This window comes from Paenibacillus sp. GYB003 (assembly GCF_036577625.1).
GTDB lineage: Bacteria > Bacillota > Bacilli > Paenibacillales > NBRC-103111 > Paenibacillus_AB.
Genome location: NZ_JARBDC010000026.1, coordinates 57,324 through 73,610, shown reverse-complemented (window position 1 = coordinate 73,610; position 16,287 = coordinate 57,324). Strand labels below are relative to the sequence as shown.

Here is a 16,287-nt window from a genome sequence, read left to right as displayed (position 1 = left end):
TGTCCGGCTTGCCGAGCGCCGTTTCGGCGTCCTTGACTTTCTGCCCGAGCCGGAGCCCGTTCAGACCCGGATTGACGTCTCCCGACGTAATCTCGATAAACTCGACCGATGTGGCGTTAAACCCGACGGTAAAGCCGTCGTACTCGAAAACGGTAATCGGGTCCTTATCGTCGTCCATTTCGTATTCGTTCGCCGGCGCTTCAAATTTTTGCTTAACGGTTTGCTTCGTGTCGGTGAGACGGATTCCCATCAGCGACGGCTTTTTCGCGTCGTACGATTCCGCTGCGGAGGTCTCCCGTTTCGGTTCCGCCGGCTTCGCGTTCGATGACGTCTGCACCTTTTTGTCCGTTGCCGATGACGGCAGCGGCAGCGGCGCGGGTGCGGAGGACGTTTCCTGCGAGACGGTCGTTTCGACCGGTTTGACGTCGTCCTTCGACGGCTCCGGCGCAACCGGCGGCTCATCCGCGACGATTCGGGGCGGGGCCGTCTGTCCGAATCGGGGAGCCGAGGCGGAGGACGAGCCTGAATGCGGATCCGGCGCCGCGGTTCCCGCATTGCAGCCGGCGCAAACGACGGCGAGCAAAACGGCAGCACCCCATAGATGGACGTTCGGACGATAGTTCATGGCATATCTTCCTTTCGCGATTTCACCCAACGAGAAACTTTTCTATAGTAAAGACGTTCGTACCCCCCGAAAGGTTGCATGCTTTGCGAAAAATAGATTTATTTTCCAACGGCGCCGGAAACGGCCTCGCGCTTTCTCTTGAATGTGCGGCGGACGTTATGGTACGTTAATCCCAAACCTTTTGTTTACGGAGGACGAACCATGGACAACTTGAAGCAAATGATACTGCAGCACGGCGTCGTATTGTCGAACGAGACGCTGCAGCTGGACGCGCTGCTCAACCATCAAGTGGAGCCTCGGCTCATTATGGATATCGGCAAGCAATTCGCCGACCGTTTTCGCGAATCGGGCGTTACGAAGGTGCTGACGATCGAGTCGTCCGGCATTACGGTCGCGTTCGCCACCGCGCTCGAGCTCGGAGTGCCTCTCGTGTTCGCCCGCCGCAAGAAGACGCTGACGACGGACGGAGACGTTTGGGCCGAGCGGGTGCCGTCGTTCACGAAGGGCATCGTAACGGACATTCTCGTAGCCAAAAGCGTGCTGCGCGATACGGATAACGTCGTGCTGATCGACGATATTATCGCGAACGGGGACGCCGCCCGCGGGCTCATTCGGATCGTGGACCGCGCGGGCGCCCGGCTGGCCGGCGTCGGCGTCGTGGTCGAGAAAAGCTTCCAGGCGGGGGCGCGGACGATCCGGGAGCAGGGAATCCGGTTCGAATCGATCGTGCGCATCAAATCGCTCGCGAACGGAAAAGTCGAATTCGAATAAGCTGTGAGGAATTGGAGCCTTCCATCGCCGCTTTTTTTTCGATATAATGAATGAAGGCTGAAGGGAGGAGGATACAATATGGGGAAAGAGCAACTGACAAGCGAATTTTTGCTGGCTAAGCTGGCGGAAGCCAAAGTCCATTTCGAACGGGCGCTTGACTGCAAGCATACCGAGTTTGACGATCTGTATCCCTATATGATCGAACATCCTCAGTTTTTTTGGTATAAACGCTACGTCGCCTGGTCCGAGCTGCTGACGATCGTCAAATTGTGCGGCGAGCTGGATATCGACTGGAAGCCGGTGTTTTCCGGTCAGCAAACGGAATATATCGAACGTCGCGTCATGTCGAGCAAAGTGCTGGACGAATGGTACGAGAAAAACGATTCCAAGGAACATGTCGGCTGACAGCCGTCACTATAGCATGCCATGACGACTCGAATGTGAATCAAGCATTTGGGTCTTTTTTTGGCAAAACGAGGTGAAGCCGTATGGCTACAATAACGGACGAACAGCTGGACGCCTACCGCGTGGAAGGCATCAAAGTACGCGTCGTGCGCGACGCCGATCCGGCCAACGACGTGCGCGGCCTGATCGTGGCATGGGACGACGAAAGCGTCATCGTACGCCGGCCGAACCGGAAAGTCGTCAAGCTGTCGCGGAGCTATCTCATTCAGCCCGCCGACGAGAAACGGCCGGAGCTCGTTTAGTTCGGTCGAAGCGGCATCGGGTGCGAATCCGCTGCATGGCCGCATCGCCCCAATAGCACGATGTAAAGCGCCTTGGCGAACGCGTTTACGCGAAGGCGCTTTTTTTCGTTTCCGCGAGCATCGGACGGTTTCTTCTTATCGAACCGCCGCTGCGGACGACAAACAAGCGGATCCGGAATGATTGACAACAGGTGCGGCCGCGTGGTAATATGAATTTCGTTGACGCTCTTTCGGCGGACAACTCAGGTCATGCGGTCGTGGCGGAATTGGCAGACGCGCTAGATTCAGGTTCTAGTGGTGTAACAGCCGTGGAGGTTCGAGTCCTCTCGACCGCATATGTGATGAAGGAAGGAGTCCCGGCTCAAGCGCCGAGGCTCCTTTTCTTCGTATAACGATCCAGATTGTGCTAACAATTAAGAGCAGGTCGCCGGACGACAAGTCCGGCAGCCTGCTTTTTTTCGTCAAATTCGATGCCGCTTTAAACGGACCCGTCGCGCAAAACCGCCAAATCGAGCCGACGTATGCGTTCGGGGTCGGATATCAAATCGACTTCGGCGATTTTCCCGTCCCGGATCGCAAACTTCAGCACATAGAGCAATTTGCCGCGCGGAGCGGCAATAACGCCTACCGAGCCGTCGACGAGAGCCGGCTGCGCGGCTTGCGCGCGGCCCGACACCCGCTCGGCCAAGGCGACGGCGCCCCGCGTCACTCTCGAGGCTCCCGCCTGCCGATCGTCGCGCAGCACCACGTCCGGATCGAGCGCCGCGACCAGCGCCTCGAAGTTGCCGGCGTACGCCGCGGCCAGAAAAGCGTCGACGAGCTCGCGTTGGCGGGCCAGGTCCGCTTCCGAAGCCGTTCCCGTTCGGTGTACGCGGCGGCGCGCCCGGCTCGCAAGCTGCCTTGTCGCGGCTTCGGATTTTCCGACGACCGGAGCGATGTCGGCGTACGGCATGGCGAGTATATCGTGCAGCACGAAAGCGACCCGTTCCGCCGGATTCAGGTTGCCCAAGACGACGAGCAGCGCCAGTCCGACGGAATCGGCCAGCAGCGCTTCCCGCTCGGGGTCGGTTCGATCCCCGCGGCTCGCCAACGTTTCGGGCGGCTGCGTCTCGAGCGATTCCTCGCGTCTCGAATGTCGCGAACGCAGCATATCGAGGCAAATCCGCGATACGACGGTGGTCAGCCACCCGCCCAGGTTTTCGACGTCGGTCGTATCGGTGCGGCTAAGGCGCAGCCAGCATTCCTGCACCGCATCCTCGGCTTCGCTCAACGAACCGAGCATTCGATACGCGACCGCCCGAAGATGATCCCGGTACGATTCGAATCGTTCCGCCAACCGTTCTTGCCCGTTTCTCATCCGCATTCCTTCCTCGCTTAAAATGAGCTTCCATCCAGTTTGACGAACGAAATCGGCACGATGTGACAATACCGACCGTCGCGTCTGTATTTTTTGGGGGGCAAGCGTATCTGTCACATTCGCCGAATTCGCTCCGTCATCGTAGTGAAGGGCCGAAAACCGAATGATCGGCTCGGCTCCAAACCGAAACAAAGCGAAGGAGTGTTGTCCCGTGCAATCCAGAATGAACAGTCCCGTCACGATCGTACCCGAAGCGTCCCAAGCGTTGCAAGCGCTGGGCAAAGCTTTGTTCGCATCCGCGGAACAATCCGGCGTTCCGAGCCGGACTCTGTTTCTCGCTTACCTGCGGGCGAGCCAAATTAACGGCGACAGCGTTTGCGTCGAGCTTCATTCGCGCAATGCGGCTGCGGCGGGGGAGACGGCGGAGCGGCTTGCGGCCGTGGCGGCCTGGCGCGAATCGACGAACTTCACCGGCGCCGAACGGGCGGCGCTCGCGCTCAGCGAGGCGGCGACCCGGCTGAGCGACCGGACGGACCCGGTGCCGGACGAAGTGTACGACGAAGCGGCCCGTCACTATGACGAACAGGCGCTGGCTACCTTGATCGCCGGTATCGCCACGGTCAATTTGTGGAACCGCCTCAACGTCCCGACGAGGCAAATCGCCGGCGTTGCGGCTCGCTGAGCGCAGCCTGGCCGGGCATGGAACAACATCGAAGAAACGGAAGGAAGGGCGTCCGCTGGCGGACGTTCTTTTTTTTGCTTTCGGACGTTCGCCCTTTTCTTTCGTGCGGCATCCGGGCGCTCCTCGGCAGCCGAATGACGGCGACGAAGTTTTTTTTGCGGGCTATCAAAAAAGTTTCTTACCGATACGATATAATAGGAGGGACTTGAGACTTATGGATCGCTCGTCGTATAGGCCGAAAGGGTGATATTCGTCCTTCCGGCCGGCCGGCGCTTACTTGAGCCTGCTCTGTCAGCGGACGAAGAGGAGCGAGCGAGCGTGATGAAGGAGAATGGAGTTCCGGGTTACGGGGGGGAGCCCGACGATACGTCGCTTTCGGGCGGTGACGGCGCCCGCGGAAAATGCAAAATTATCCATATCGGGGAGAGGGATTTCATTGGATCATCACATTCACGGTTCGTACGACGCGATCCTCGTTTTATTCTCGTACATAGTGGCCGTGGCGGCATCGTACACGGTTTTGGATCTGGTCGGACGAATCAGCACTTCCCAAGGAAGGAATCGATGGTTATGGCTGCTGTTCGGCGCCGTCGCGATGGGGATGGGCATCTGGTCGATGCATTTCGTCGGGATGCTCGCCTTCTCGCTGCCGATTCCGGTCGCGTACGACTTGAATCTCGTTTTCCTGTCCGTGGTGGCGGCGGTCATCGGCTCGTTAGTCGCCTTGTACATCGTCGGCCGGAGGCAGATCGCCCTGCGCCAATTGCTCGGCGGCGGCATCATGCTGGCCGTCGGCATTTCCGCGATGCATTATATCGGCATGGCGGCCATGCTGGTCGGCATTTCGTACGACCCGTTCTGGTTCGCGCTGTCGATCGTCATCGCGTTCGCCGCTTCGATCGCGGCGCTGTGGCTGTCGCTTTATTTCCGCAAGGAAGGGGAACGGGGCGAAGGCTGGAAAAAGCTGGCGAGCGGACTTGTTATGGGAGCCGCGATCGTCGGCATGCATTATACCGGAATGACGGCCGCCCGGTTCCGCTTGGAAGAGCATATGCCGGCCGGGGGGATGATGCTGGATCAGAAATGGCTCGCCTACTTCATAGCGGGCGGCACGCTGTTTACGCTCGGCTTGTCGCTGTTCGGCATTTTTATTTCCAACCGGTTTTCCCGCAAAGATTCGGAAATTCAGGCGAAAACGGACGAAATATTCAAAATGAACGAGGAGCTGAAGCTGCTCAACGATCATTTGGAGGAATTGGTGAAGGAGCGGACGGCCCAGCTCGAGAAAGCGCACGACGAGGCAATCAAGGCGAACATGGTCAAAAGCCAGTTTCTCGCCAATATGAGCCACGAGCTGAGAACGCCGCTCAACGCGATTATCGGCTACAGCGAGATGCTGGTCGAAGAGGCGGAGGAGCTCGGCGAGCCGACGTTCGCGGACGATCTTAAAAAAATCAGCAAGGCGGGCAACCATTTGCTCGCGCTCATTAACGACATCCTCGACATTTCCAAAATCGAGGCCGGCAAAATGGAAATGTATCCGGAGACGTGCGACCTGAGCGCGCTGATCCAGGACGTCGTAACGACGGTCAAGCCGCTCGTGGAGGGCAACGGCAACCGGCTGGAGCTTCGGACCGCGGAAGGCGAAATGACGGTCGACGTGACGAAGCTGCGGCAAATATTGATCAATTTGCTCAGCAACGCGAGCAAATTTACGAAGGACGGCGTCATCCGCTTCGAAGTCGGCCGGGAAAGCCGGGGCGGCGTCGACGGCTACAGCTTTAAGGTGCAGGATACGGGAATCGGCATGACCGCCGAGCAGGTCGACAAGCTGTTTCAGCCGTTTACGCAGGCCGACTCCTCGACGACGCGCAAATACGGCGGCACCGGCCTCGGGCTGGCCATCAGCCATAAGTTTTGCAGCATGATGGGAGGCGGCATCGGGGTGGAGAGCGAGCTCGGCCTCGGCAGCACGTTTACGTGCTGGGTGCCCGGCGCATCGCCCGGGCAAGAGCGCGCGGCTCCCGCGGCGGCGCAAAGCCGCGCGCAGACGGAGGAGCCGAGCCGGACGAGCATTTTGCTCATCGACGACGAGCCGTTCAATTTTCAATTGATGCGGCGGTATTTGGACAAGGAAGGCTGGTCGCTCGCATTCGCCGGCAGCGGTCAGGAAGGGCTGCAGATGGCCCGGCAACTGCGCCCCAAGGTGATCTGCCTCGACATCCTGATGCCGAGCATGGACGGATGGAGCGTCTTGTCGGCGCTCAAGAGCGACCCGGAGCTGCAAAACATACCCGTCGTCGTCTGGTCGATGACGAGCGACAAGCAGCTCGGCTATGCGCTCGGCGCATCCGAGTTTTTGACGAAGCCGGTGCAGCGGGAGCGGCTGATCGACGTGATGGACAAATATATTTCCGATCGCGGCGAGCATGCGGTGCTCGTCATCGAGGACGACGAGACGACGAGCCAAATGATGACGAAGCTGCTGGAAAAGGAAGGCTATTCCGTAACCCGCGCCACGAACGGCTTGTCCGCCCTCGAGCGGATGGCGGAGGCGACGCCGGGACTCATTTTGCTCGATCTCATGATGCCGGAGATGGACGGCTTCCAGTTTATGGAGGAGCTGCGCAAGCGCAGCGATTGGCTGACGATTCCCGTCGTCGTCGTGACGGCCAAAACGATTACGACGGAAGACCGGCTGAAGCTGGACGGTCACGTGAAGAGCATCGTGCAAAAAGGCGCGTACGACCATAAGTCGCTGCTCGCGGATATCCGAAGGCTCATCCGGGAGGCGGACCGGCCGGCGGCCGGCTGATTTTTAATCCAATCTTCAACTCGTTTTGAACGAGACCTCCCCGCTCCTCATGTAAAATGGAACTAAGCTTCATACGGATTGCGTTCCATATCGAGGAGGAAACAGGCGTGGGGTACACGGGGGAGCTGTCGCTCGATCGTCCGATCGGCATACAAATAGAGGAAGCGATAGCGGTCATGAAGAGCATGTTCGAGCATGTCCGGATATCGAAGCAAATACCGCTCGCCGAGCTGCGCACGCGGGTCGTTCCGATTATTCGCCTGTCGGTCGAGCGGCTGCATCTGTTCCAATTGTTCGCCCTGCTTCCGTCGAAGCAGGACTATTTGCACCGGCACAGCTTTGCGGTCGGCGCCCTTTCGATGCTGATCGGCAAATGGCTGCGAATGCCGGAGCAGGAGCTGCTTCAGCTGACGACGGCGGCTCTGCTGCACAACGTCGGCAAGACGCAAATCCCGGCGGAATTGCTCGGCAAGCCGGACAAATTGACCGAGGACGAATACGAAACGGTGAAGCGGCATACGGTGCTCGGCTTCGAGCTGATTCGGCGGACGGTCGGCGCGACGCACCGCCAGGCGATCGTGGCGCTGCAGCATCACGAACGGAACGACGGCAGCGGCTACCCGTTCGGGCTGAAGGGCGATCGACTCGATCCGTTCAGCCGCATCGTCGCGGCGGCCGACGTGTTTCACGCCATGCTGTCCGATAAAGCGTACCGCTCGCCTTCCCCCCTGTACGAAGTGCTCCGGCAGATGGAAGACGACTCGTACGGCACGCTCGATCCGAACGTCGTCGCCGCGCTGATCGGAAAATCGATGCAGGCGCTGATCGGCTGCGAGGTGACGCTGACGGACGGCACGCCGGCGAAAATCGTCCTCGTGCAGCCCCATCGCCTGACCCGGCCGCTCGTGCAGGCCGAAATCGGTTTTATCGATTTGAGCCAGGACTATTCGATCCATATCCACCGCGTGCGGGCCGTCCCGAACGAAACGATTGCGGCGCGCGAAACGGACGATGCATAGCCAACGAGCCGTTTGGCGCACCCTAAAGGGACGAGGAGGGATTCGCATCGAAACGACGCTGATCGAGTCATTCAAGCATTATTATTTCGAGTACCGGAAGGTGGCGGACGCGGACGCCAGCTTCGAGGACGCGCTGTCGGCTTTGACCTTCGCGGTGGTGGAGCGTACCGGCCGACTGGCCGAAGAAGGCGATCTGGACGGCATCCGCAACCTGATCCGGGAATTTTCCGAAATCCGCCTGTCCGCGCAGGGCAGCAACGATTCCGTCAAGGAGCGGTTCGAGCGCGAGCTCGGCGAGCGGACGGGACTCGCGGGCGATTCGATCGTCCATTAAAACCGAAGCCTCCCCGGCCGAAATCGCGCGAATCGGCGGCGGGAGGCTTTTTCGCGCGCGGGACCCGTTCCCGCTTTGCACTGCGTCCCGGTATCCGGTAATATGGAAGGAACGAAAGCGATCGGGGAGGGACATACGCTGGAGGAGCGACATTTGTTTCGATCCGCCGTGCGGACGATGGCCGCGGCCAGCGCGGTGTGCGCCTGCATGGCCTTTCTGCGCATCGTATACCTGGATAAAATTACGTTTTACTGGCTGATCGTCCCGAATTTGCTGCTGGCCTGGATTCCGCTGATCGCTTCGCGGCTCGCCGTCCGCACGCTGGCCGACAGGCGCAGGCCGGGACTTGCGACGATCGCCTGGGGCGCCGTTTGGCTCGCGTTTTATCCGAACGCCTCGTATATTGCGACCGACCTGAAGCATTTGAGCTGGGCGAGCACGGAACGAACGCTGTATTACGATTTGTCGCTCAACATGCTGACGGCGACGCTCGGCTTCCTGCTCGGCGCCGTATCGCTTTATATGCTGCATATCGAGGTACGGCGGCGCATGGGCGCGAAATGGGGGGCGGCGTTCGCCTGCGCCGTCCATTTGCTCGGCGCGGTCGGCGTCTACCTCGGGCGCGTCCTGCGCTGGAACAGCTGGGACCTTGTCGTCCGTCCGTGGCGCATCGTTGCCGACGCCGCGCGCATCGCCGTCGATCCGGGCGCGCTGCTGTTCGTAGCCGCCTTTGCCGTTTTTACCGGCACGCTTTATGCCGTCCTGTACAAGTTTGCCGTCGCGGGCAAGCTTGATGCGAACGGGCGGCTTCATCATCCCGACGAAGGAGCAAAACCCGTATGACCGATACCAAATCCGTTTTGGCCGAATTGGCCGCATCCGTGCTGGAAGGCGTGGAGCCGGCCGCGCTCGAGGCGATGATCGAGGTGCCGCCGAATCCCGACATGGGCGACTTGTCGATCCCTTGCTTCAAGCTGAGCAAGACGCTGCGCCAATCGCCGCAGCTCATCGCCGAAGCGCTGGCCGGCAAGCTGCCCGCGCATCCCGCGTTCGCCAAGGCGACGGCGCTGTCGGGCTATTTGAACGTGTTTTTCGACAAACGCCATTTCGCCGAGTCGGTGCTCGGCGACGTGCTCCGGCAAGGCGACCGCTACGGCTGCCGCGCGATCGGGTCCGGCAAGACGATCGTCATCGACTTCTCGTCGCCCAATATCGCCAAGCCGTTCCACGTCGGCCATTTGCGCTCGACCGTCATCGGGAACGCGCTGTACCGCATTCATCGTTTCCTCGGCTACGATTGCGTCGGCATCAACCATTTGGGCGATTGGGGAACGCAGTTCGGCAAGCTCATTACCGCATACAAGCTGTGGGGGGACCGAAACGAAGTCGAGGCCGGCGGCATCGAGGAGCTGATGCGGCTGTACGTGAAATTTCACGACGAAGCCGAAGCGAAGCCGGAGCTGGACGATACGGCGCGAGCCTGGTTCGTGAAGCTGGAGCGCGGCGACGAAGAGGCGCTCGAGCTGTGGCGCTGGTTCAAGGCGATCAGCTACAAGGAATTCGAGCGCATTTACGGCTTGCTCGGCGTCACGTTCGATTCGGACGCGGGGGAAAGCTTCTACAACGACAAAATGGGGGCCGTCGTCGAGGAGCTGAAGGCGAAAGGGCTGCTCGAGGAAGATCAAGGCGCGTATCTCGTCCGGCTGGACGATTTCAACATGCCGCCGGCGCTTATCTTGAAGAAGGACGGCGCGACGCTGTACCATACGCGCGACATTGCGGCCGCCCTGTACCGGCAAAGGACGTACGGCTTCGCCAAGGCGATCTATGTGACCGACTATGCGCAAAACCTGCATTTTCAGCAATGGTTCAAGGTGATCGATTTGATGGGGTACGAATGGGCGGACCGGCTCGTTCACGTGCCGTTCGGCCGCGTCAATTTGGAGGGCGTCAAATTTTCGACGCGCAAAGGGAACGTCGTGCTGCTGGAAGAGCTGCTGCGGCAGGCGATCGACAAGACGCGCGACATTATCGAGAGCAAAAATCCGTCGCTCGACGACAAGGACGAGGTGGCGAAGCAGGTCGGCGTCGGGGCGATCGTGTTCAACGACCTGAGCAACAACCGGATCAAGGACGTCTCGTTTTCGTGGAAAGACGTGCTTAATTTCGAGGGCGAGTCGGGACCGTACGTCCAATATACGTACGCCCGCGCCTGCAGCGTGCTGAGAAAGGCGGGCTTGTCCGCACAAAAAGCCGGCGAGGCGTTCGCCGGAGAGTCCGGCTTCGACGCGTCGCTGCTCGCGAACCCGGAAGCGCAGCAGGTCGTCAAGGAGCTGGCGGCGTTTCCGGACAAGGTCGTGCAGGCGATGGACAAGCTGGAGCCTTCGATCGTCAGCCGCCATCTGATCGACATAGCGCAAAGCTTCAACCGGTTTTACCACGAATGCCCGATCTTGACGGACGATGCCGCCTTGAAAACGGCGCGGCTGGCGCTCGTCGCCTGCGCATGCGTCGTGCTGCGCGTCGGACTCGGCCTGATCGGCCTGCAATCGCCGGAACGCATCTGACGGAACGGCGAAATATGAGGGTATCGTGAGGACGCTCCCCACCCGGTGGGATCAGCGTCTTTTTGTTTGCCGTATTTTGTTCATTATGAATCAATTTCTCCCTTTTCAGATAAGGGGATACCCTTTATTATTGGTGTTATGCACCAAAAAAATTCCAATTGAAGCAACGTAACGGAGAGCTGATGAAAACGTTACCTACGGAAATCGAAACGGTATTGCGGCAAAACGGCATCGCTTCGGACCGGCTCGTTTACTGGCTGGCGTGCGACCGGAGCGTGGACGGCGGATTCGCGGACACGTACCTGCTGCTGGACCGGGAAGCGCTGACGATCGTCTCCGGCGGACCGCGGACGCGCGAGAAAAGCTACAAAGGCTACGTCGCGTCGAAGAAGGAGAAGAAATCCGCCGCCGCTCCGCCGCCGCAGGACGGGCCGTGGACGACGGAAACGATCGGGCTGGACCGACTCGAAGCGCTGCAGGTCGTCAACCTTGTCGCTTCCGGGATGATCGTCGTCAAGGCGAAGGAGGGGGAGCGGATCGTCGCCGCCTTCACGAACGGGCATATGGCCCGCGCGGCGAAACTGGCTTCGGTGTTCGGCAAGCTGAAAAAGAACGAAGAGCCGGCGGAGCAAGATTTGGACGATTCGCAGGAGCAGGCGTCGTGTCCGAAATGCGGGATGATTTATCCGGAGAAGGGCCGGCAAGTTTGTCCGAAATGTTTGAAGAAGCACGCCATCTTCACGAGGCTGCTGTCGTTCGCCGGAAAGTACAAAACGTCGATCTTCTTCATCGTCCTGTTCATGCTGCTCAACTCGGCGACCGGTCTCGTCATCCCTTATCTGCAAGGCACGGTGCTGTTCGACCAGGCGCTGGCCGGCAAAGGGGCGTTCGCCGGACAAATCGGGCTCGTCATTGCGCTCATCATCGCGTTTCGGACGTTGTCCATGGTGTTCGGGGTTTTATTCGGAAGCATTATCGCGAGGCTGGCTGCGAACGTTTCCTTCGATTTGAAGACGAGCGTGTTTTCCGCGATGCAGCGGCTGTCGCTTCACTTTTTCCAGCGCAAGCAGACCGGCCAGCTGATGACCAGGGTCAACAACGACGCCACGGAGCTGCAATACTTTTTCGTCGACGGGATGTCATACTTTATCGTCAACGCGATGAACATTATCGGGATTACCGCCATTTTGCTGGCAATGGACTGGAAGCTGACGCTCATCTGCTTCCTGCCGATGCCGATCGTGTTCGTCCTCATCCGCAAATCGTTTCCGAAGCTGTGGCGGCTGTCGTGGCGGCGTCACCGGAAAGTAAGCGCGCTCAATTCGATCATCAGCGACTCGATGCGCGGCACGCGCGTCGTCAAATCGTTCGGCAAGGAGCAGGAGGAAATCGAACGGTTCCAGCGGGCGAACGTCGCGTTCTCCGCTTCGGAGCAGACGGTGAACAAGCTCGGCGGCACGGTGTTTCCGGTGCTGAACCTGCTGACCCAGACGGGCGGCGTGCTCATCTGGGCGTTCGGCGGCTGGATGGTGATGAAAGGGCAGTTTTCGTTCGGACAGGTGATGACGTTCGTCGGCTATATGCACATGCTGTACGGCCCGATCCAGTTTATGAACAATATCGTCAACTGGTGGTCGCGATGCATGTCCGCCGCGCAGCGTATTTTCGAAATCCAGGACGCGGTTCCGGACGTGGCCGAGAAGCCGGATGCCGTTCATCTGGAGGAGCTGCGGGGCGATATCCGCGTCTCGAACGTCGTCTTCGGCTACGAGCCGAACAAGGCGATTTTGAAAGGCGTGTCGATGGAGGCGAGGCCGGGGCAAATGATCGGCGTCGTCGGCCATTCGGGAGCGGGCAAGTCGACGCTCGTCAACTTGATCTCCCGCCTGTACGACGTGACGGAGGGCGACATTTGCATCGACGGCGTCAACGTGAAAGACATGACGACCGCGTCGCTGCGCAAAAACATCGGCATCGTGTCGCAGGACGTCTACGTGTTTTCGGGCAGCATCGCCGAAAATATCGCCTACGCCGATCCCGATTGCACGATCGACGACATCATCCACGCCGCGAAAATCGCCAACGCCCACGATTTTATCGAGAAGCTGCCGGACGGCTACGACACGATCGTCGGCACGGGCGGCCATAATTTGTCCGGCGGGGAGAAGCAGCGGCTGTCGATCGCGCGGGCCATTTTGCACAATCCGAAAATACTCATTCTCGACGAGGCGACCGCGTCGCTCGATACGGAGACGGAACTGCAAATTCAGGAGGCGCTCGATTCGCTCGTCAAAGGCCGGACGACGATCGCCATCGCGCACCGGCTGTCGACGCTCCGCAACGCGGACTATCTGGTCGTCATGGACCAGGGCAAGGTCGTCGAGGCCGGAACGCACGACGAGCTGATGGCCAAGGAAGGCGCGTATCAGAAGCTCGTGAAGAAGCACGACGAGGCGCTGAAAATGAAAGAGGTGATCATCGCATGACGATTGCGGGTGCGGTAACGGAAGCGGAACGCGCTTCGGAGGAGAAGGACGTGCGGGAGACGGTCGAGAGCGAAAAGGCGGACGGCAAACGTTCGGACTTGGCGGAAGCGGCCAAAATCCGCTATTTGACCCCGGACAACGCGTCGTTCCGCAAGACGGAAGGCCGCATGCTGAACGTAACGGTCGACGGGGAGGAGCATAAAGCCGTCTACGTGCACTGCTCGTTTCCGCATACGAACAAACGGATTTATTTGTCGATCCGGACGTTCGAAAATAAAGAAATCGGGATGATCCGCTCGCTGGACGACTTTCCGGCGGGTGTCGCCGAGCTGCTCGAGGAGCAGGTGAAAATCCGCTACTTCGCTCCCGAAATTACGAAAGTGGTCAAAATCCGGGAGGAATTCGGCTATTCGTACTGGGAGACGGAGACGACGTCGGGCGTATGCCGGTTTACGGTTCGCAGCGGCGGCAACAACGTGAAGCTGGTGGGCGAAAACAGGCTGCTCGTCCTCGACGTGGACGGCAACCGGTTCGTCATTCCCGACTTGGAGAAAATAAGCGACAAAGAGTACCGGATGGTCGAAATGTGCATGTAGCCGAAAACGAGGTTCAGGCCGTAACAAGCGGAGGTTTCGATGAATTTACAATATGCGCTCCCGGAACACGATTTGAGCGCGGCGCAGCTTGCCGTCGGGGAGCAAATCGATTACTGCGTCCCCGCCGACCTGTCGCTCGGAGGCAGGCGGACGGACGCCTATTTCGTCATCGGCCGAGAGCGGTGGGCCGTCGTCGAGCGGGGCGAAACGACGGACAGCGGCTTTATCGCGGACGCGAGCGACTACAAGATCGTGCCGCTGATCGGCAACGCGGTGCTCGAAGCGGTCGAGCACGGCGAGAAGCGGATCGTGGCGAGAGCGACGATGCAGCATGCGGCCCGGTACGGCTATATCGCCAAAATATTGAACGATATGGCGTCCCGCAGCCCGGTGCGCATTTACAACAACGAGGAAGAGGCGATTTGCCGCAAATGCGGCGGTCCGTTCATTTCCGGCACGCGGGTATGTCCGAAATGCATGAATAAGGCGGCGGCGATCAAACGGCTGCTGCTCGTCTCCAAATCGCACTGGAAATGGCTCGGGCTCGGCCTCGTCACGATGTTCGTCTCGGCGGCCATCGCGCTGGTCGGTCCGTACTTTCAGAAGGTGATGGTCAACTCGGCGCTGCAGCCGCCGGAAGGGCAGACCGGCAGCATGGAGATGTTTTGGTTCGCGCTGGCGGGGATGCTGGCGACGCTCGTGTTCGGCGAGCTGCTCGGCATCGCTCGAAGCCGGATCATGGCCGGGGTCAGCTCGAACATCGCCGCCGATTTGCGCGAAATGGTGTACGACAAGCTGCAGCATTTGTCGCTCGGCTTTTTGACGTCGCAGCGGGCCGGGGACATGATGAACCGCATTTCGTCGGATACGGACCGGATTCGGCATCTGATTCAGGAAATGTGCACGACCGCGATTTTCCAAATGATCGTGCTCGTCTCCGCCGCCTATTTGCTGTTCCACGCCGACTGGCGGCTCGCCTGCGTCGTGCTGCTGCCGGCGCCGATCGTCGCCTATTTGCACTATTACATTTGGAAGTACGTGCTGTGGAAGCTGTTTCATCTGCAGTGGCGGGTGTACGACAAGGCGAGCTCGTTTTTGCACGACGTGCTCAGCGGCATTCGCGTCGTCAAGGCGTTCGGGAAGGAAGAGCGGGAAATTCGCCGGTTCATGGCATACAACCGCAATTTCGCCGACGCTTCGATCAAGAGCGAGAAGCTGTTCAGCGTTTTGTCGCCGATCACGAACTATTTGATCCAGATGGGGCAATATTTCGTGCTCCTGATCGGCTGCAACATGATACTCGGCAAGCAGATGACGCTCGGGGAGCTCGTGCAGTTCACGATGTACGCCTCGATGATTTTCGGACCGATCGCCTGGCTCATGTTCATGCCGCGCTGGGTCGCGAACGCCGTCATTTCGATCGACCGCGTCTTCTCCGTCATCGACGAGCAGCCGGAGGTCATCGACAAGCAAGCGTCCAGCAAGCATGAAATTCGCGGCGAAATTTCGTTCCGCGACGTGACGTTCGGCTACAAGTCGTATGAGCCGGTGCTGAAACGGATCGACTTCGACGTGAAGCAGGGGGAAATGATCGGACTCGTCGGTCATTCCGGCTCGGGCAAATCGACCTTGATCAACCTCGTCTCCCGCCTGTACGACGTGACCGAGGGGAGCATCAAGATCGACGGCGTCGACATCCGCGACATCAAGCAGGAGGAGCTGCGCTCGCAGATCGGCGTCGTGCTGCAGGAGACGTTCCTGTTCAGCGGCACGATCGCGGACAATATCCGCTACTCGAAGCCGGACGCGACGTTCGAGGAAGTGATCGAGGCGGCGAAAATCGCCAATGCCCACGATTTCATCATCCGCTCTCCGGACGGCTACGACACGAAGCTGGAGGAGAACGGCAACAATATTTCCGGCGGGGAGCGGCAGCGGCTCGCCATCGCCCGGGCGGTGCTGAACAATCCGCGCATTCTCATCCTGGACGAAGCGACGGCATCGCTCGACATCGAGACGGAAACGGCGATTCAGGAGGCGCTGAAGCGGGTGACGAAAAACCGCACGACGCTGGCGATCGCTCACCGGCTCACGACGCTGCGCAACGCCGACCGGCTCATCGTGCTCGACAAAGGGAAGCTGGCCGAAATCGGCAGCCATAGCGAGCTGATGGAGAAAAAAGGCATTTACTACAAGCTCGTGACGGCCCAGCGCGGCATGTCGAAAAAATCCGGGCAAACGGGCAGCGCGGTGTAAGCGGGCCGCGAATATGGAGGAGAGGAAGTCGCCGGGGCGGGCCCCGGCGGCTTTTTTTCGCTAAAACAACGA

General features: G+C 59.6%; 14 protein-coding genes and 1 tRNA gene. 13 read left to right on the top strand and 2 right to left on the bottom strand.

From position 1 onward, the window contains the following. Positions 1 to 625: hypothetical protein (locus PV407_RS10155; RefSeq protein ID WP_332089805.1), on the bottom strand; the 625-nt coding region annotated here is incomplete at its 3' end. Positions 626 to 826: 201 nt separating this feature from the next. On the opposite strand from PV407_RS10155, the gene PV407_RS10150 reads away from it, so the two are divergent. From PV407_RS10150 to PV407_RS10135, 4 genes are all read left to right on the top strand, one after another. After that, entirely contained in the window at positions 827 to 1,396 is a 570-nt protein-coding gene (locus PV407_RS10150) for a xanthine phosphoribosyltransferase (protein WP_332089804.1), read from the top strand. A gap of 78 nt (positions 1,397 to 1,474) precedes the next feature. Then, complete coding sequence (locus tag PV407_RS10145; protein ID WP_332089803.1) at positions 1,475 to 1,801, top strand: hypothetical protein; 327 nt, start codon at positions 1,475 to 1,477, stop codon at positions 1,799 to 1,801. Positions 1,802 to 1,884: 83 nt separating this feature from the next. Beyond that, complete coding sequence (locus PV407_RS10140; RefSeq protein WP_332089802.1) at positions 1,885 to 2,103, top strand: hypothetical protein; 219 nt, start codon at positions 1,885 to 1,887, stop codon at positions 2,101 to 2,103. A gap of 251 nt (positions 2,104 to 2,354) precedes the next feature. After that, positions 2,355 to 2,438: transfer RNA gene (locus tag PV407_RS10135), tRNA-Leu, on the top strand. A 143-nt stretch (positions 2,439 to 2,581) separates the two neighbouring features. Here the strand turns inward: PV407_RS10135 and PV407_RS10130 are convergent. Further along, positions 2,582 to 3,460, bottom strand: coding sequence for a sigma-70 family RNA polymerase sigma factor (locus PV407_RS10130; RefSeq protein ID WP_332089801.1), 879 nt, complete (start codon positions 3,458 to 3,460; stop codon positions 2,582 to 2,584). Positions 3,461 to 3,671: 211 nt separating this feature from the next. On the opposite strand from PV407_RS10130, the gene PV407_RS10125 reads away from it, so the two are divergent. From PV407_RS10125 to PV407_RS10085, 9 genes are all read left to right on the top strand, one after another. Next, on the top strand, positions 3,672 to 4,142 hold the full coding sequence (locus PV407_RS10125; RefSeq protein WP_332089800.1) for a carboxymuconolactone decarboxylase family protein: 471 nt from the start codon (positions 3,672 to 3,674) through the stop codon (positions 4,140 to 4,142). Positions 4,143 to 4,578: 436 nt separating this feature from the next. Continuing rightward, complete coding sequence (locus PV407_RS10120; protein WP_332089799.1) at positions 4,579 to 6,957, top strand: response regulator; 2,379 nt, start codon at positions 4,579 to 4,581, stop codon at positions 6,955 to 6,957. A gap of 107 nt (positions 6,958 to 7,064) precedes the next feature. Then, positions 7,065 to 7,976 carry an HD-GYP domain-containing protein gene (locus PV407_RS10115; protein ID WP_332089798.1) on the top strand — a complete coding sequence of 304 codons (912 nt, stop codon included), beginning with the start codon at positions 7,065 to 7,067 and terminating at the stop codon, positions 7,974 to 7,976. After that, on the top strand, positions 7,969 to 8,310 hold the full coding sequence (locus PV407_RS10110; protein WP_332089797.1) for a hypothetical protein: 342 nt from the start codon (positions 7,969 to 7,971) through the stop codon (positions 8,308 to 8,310). The genes PV407_RS10115 and PV407_RS10110 overlap by 8 nt, the downstream gene beginning before the upstream one ends. A 102-nt stretch (positions 8,311 to 8,412) precedes the next feature. Further along, complete coding sequence (locus PV407_RS10105; protein WP_332089796.1) at positions 8,413 to 9,153, top strand: DUF1361 domain-containing protein; 741 nt, start codon at positions 8,413 to 8,415, stop codon at positions 9,151 to 9,153. Then, complete coding sequence (argS, locus tag PV407_RS10100; RefSeq protein WP_332089795.1) at positions 9,150 to 10,877, top strand: arginine--tRNA ligase; 1,728 nt, start codon at positions 9,150 to 9,152, stop codon at positions 10,875 to 10,877. The genes PV407_RS10105 and argS overlap by 4 nt, the downstream gene beginning before the upstream one ends. A 182-nt stretch (positions 10,878 to 11,059) precedes the next feature. Further along, on the top strand, positions 11,060 to 13,363 hold the full coding sequence (locus PV407_RS10095; RefSeq protein WP_332089794.1) for an ABC transporter ATP-binding protein: 2,304 nt from the start codon (positions 11,060 to 11,062) through the stop codon (positions 13,361 to 13,363). Beyond that, positions 13,360 to 13,959: a DUF1854 domain-containing protein gene (locus tag PV407_RS10090; protein WP_332089793.1), complete on the top strand. Its 600-nt coding sequence runs from the start codon at positions 13,360 to 13,362 to the stop codon at positions 13,957 to 13,959. The genes PV407_RS10095 and PV407_RS10090 overlap by 4 nt, the downstream gene beginning before the upstream one ends. 39 nt (positions 13,960 to 13,998) lie before the next feature. After that, on the top strand, positions 13,999 to 16,215 hold the full coding sequence (locus PV407_RS10085; RefSeq protein ID WP_332089792.1) for an ABC transporter ATP-binding protein: 2,217 nt from the start codon (positions 13,999 to 14,001) through the stop codon (positions 16,213 to 16,215). Positions 16,216 to 16,287 lie beyond the last annotated feature (72 nt).

Coding starts and splice junctions, on each gene's coding strand:
- PV407_RS10150 (WP_332089804.1), top strand. CDS start 827: ATGGACAACTTGAAGCAAATGATACTGCAGCACGGCGTCGTATTGTCG.
- PV407_RS10145 (WP_332089803.1), top strand. CDS start 1,475: ATGGGGAAAGAGCAACTGACAAGCGAATTTTTGCTGGCTAAGCTGGCG.
- PV407_RS10140 (WP_332089802.1), top strand. CDS start 1,885: ATGGCTACAATAACGGACGAACAGCTGGACGCCTACCGCGTGGAAGGC.
- PV407_RS10130 (WP_332089801.1), bottom strand. CDS start 3,460: ATGAGAAACGGGCAAGAACGGTTGGCGGAACGATTCGAATCGTACCGG.
- PV407_RS10110 (WP_332089797.1), top strand. CDS start 7,969: ATGCATAGCCAACGAGCCGTTTGGCGCACCCTAAAGGGACGAGGAGGG.
- PV407_RS10105 (WP_332089796.1), top strand. CDS start 8,413: ATGGAAGGAACGAAAGCGATCGGGGAGGGACATACGCTGGAGGAGCGA.
- argS (WP_332089795.1), top strand. CDS start 9,150: ATGACCGATACCAAATCCGTTTTGGCCGAATTGGCCGCATCCGTGCTG.
- PV407_RS10095 (WP_332089794.1), top strand. CDS start 11,060: ATGAAAACGTTACCTACGGAAATCGAAACGGTATTGCGGCAAAACGGC.
- PV407_RS10090 (WP_332089793.1), top strand. CDS start 13,360: ATGACGATTGCGGGTGCGGTAACGGAAGCGGAACGCGCTTCGGAGGAG.
- PV407_RS10085 (WP_332089792.1), top strand. CDS start 13,999: ATGAATTTACAATATGCGCTCCCGGAACACGATTTGAGCGCGGCGCAG.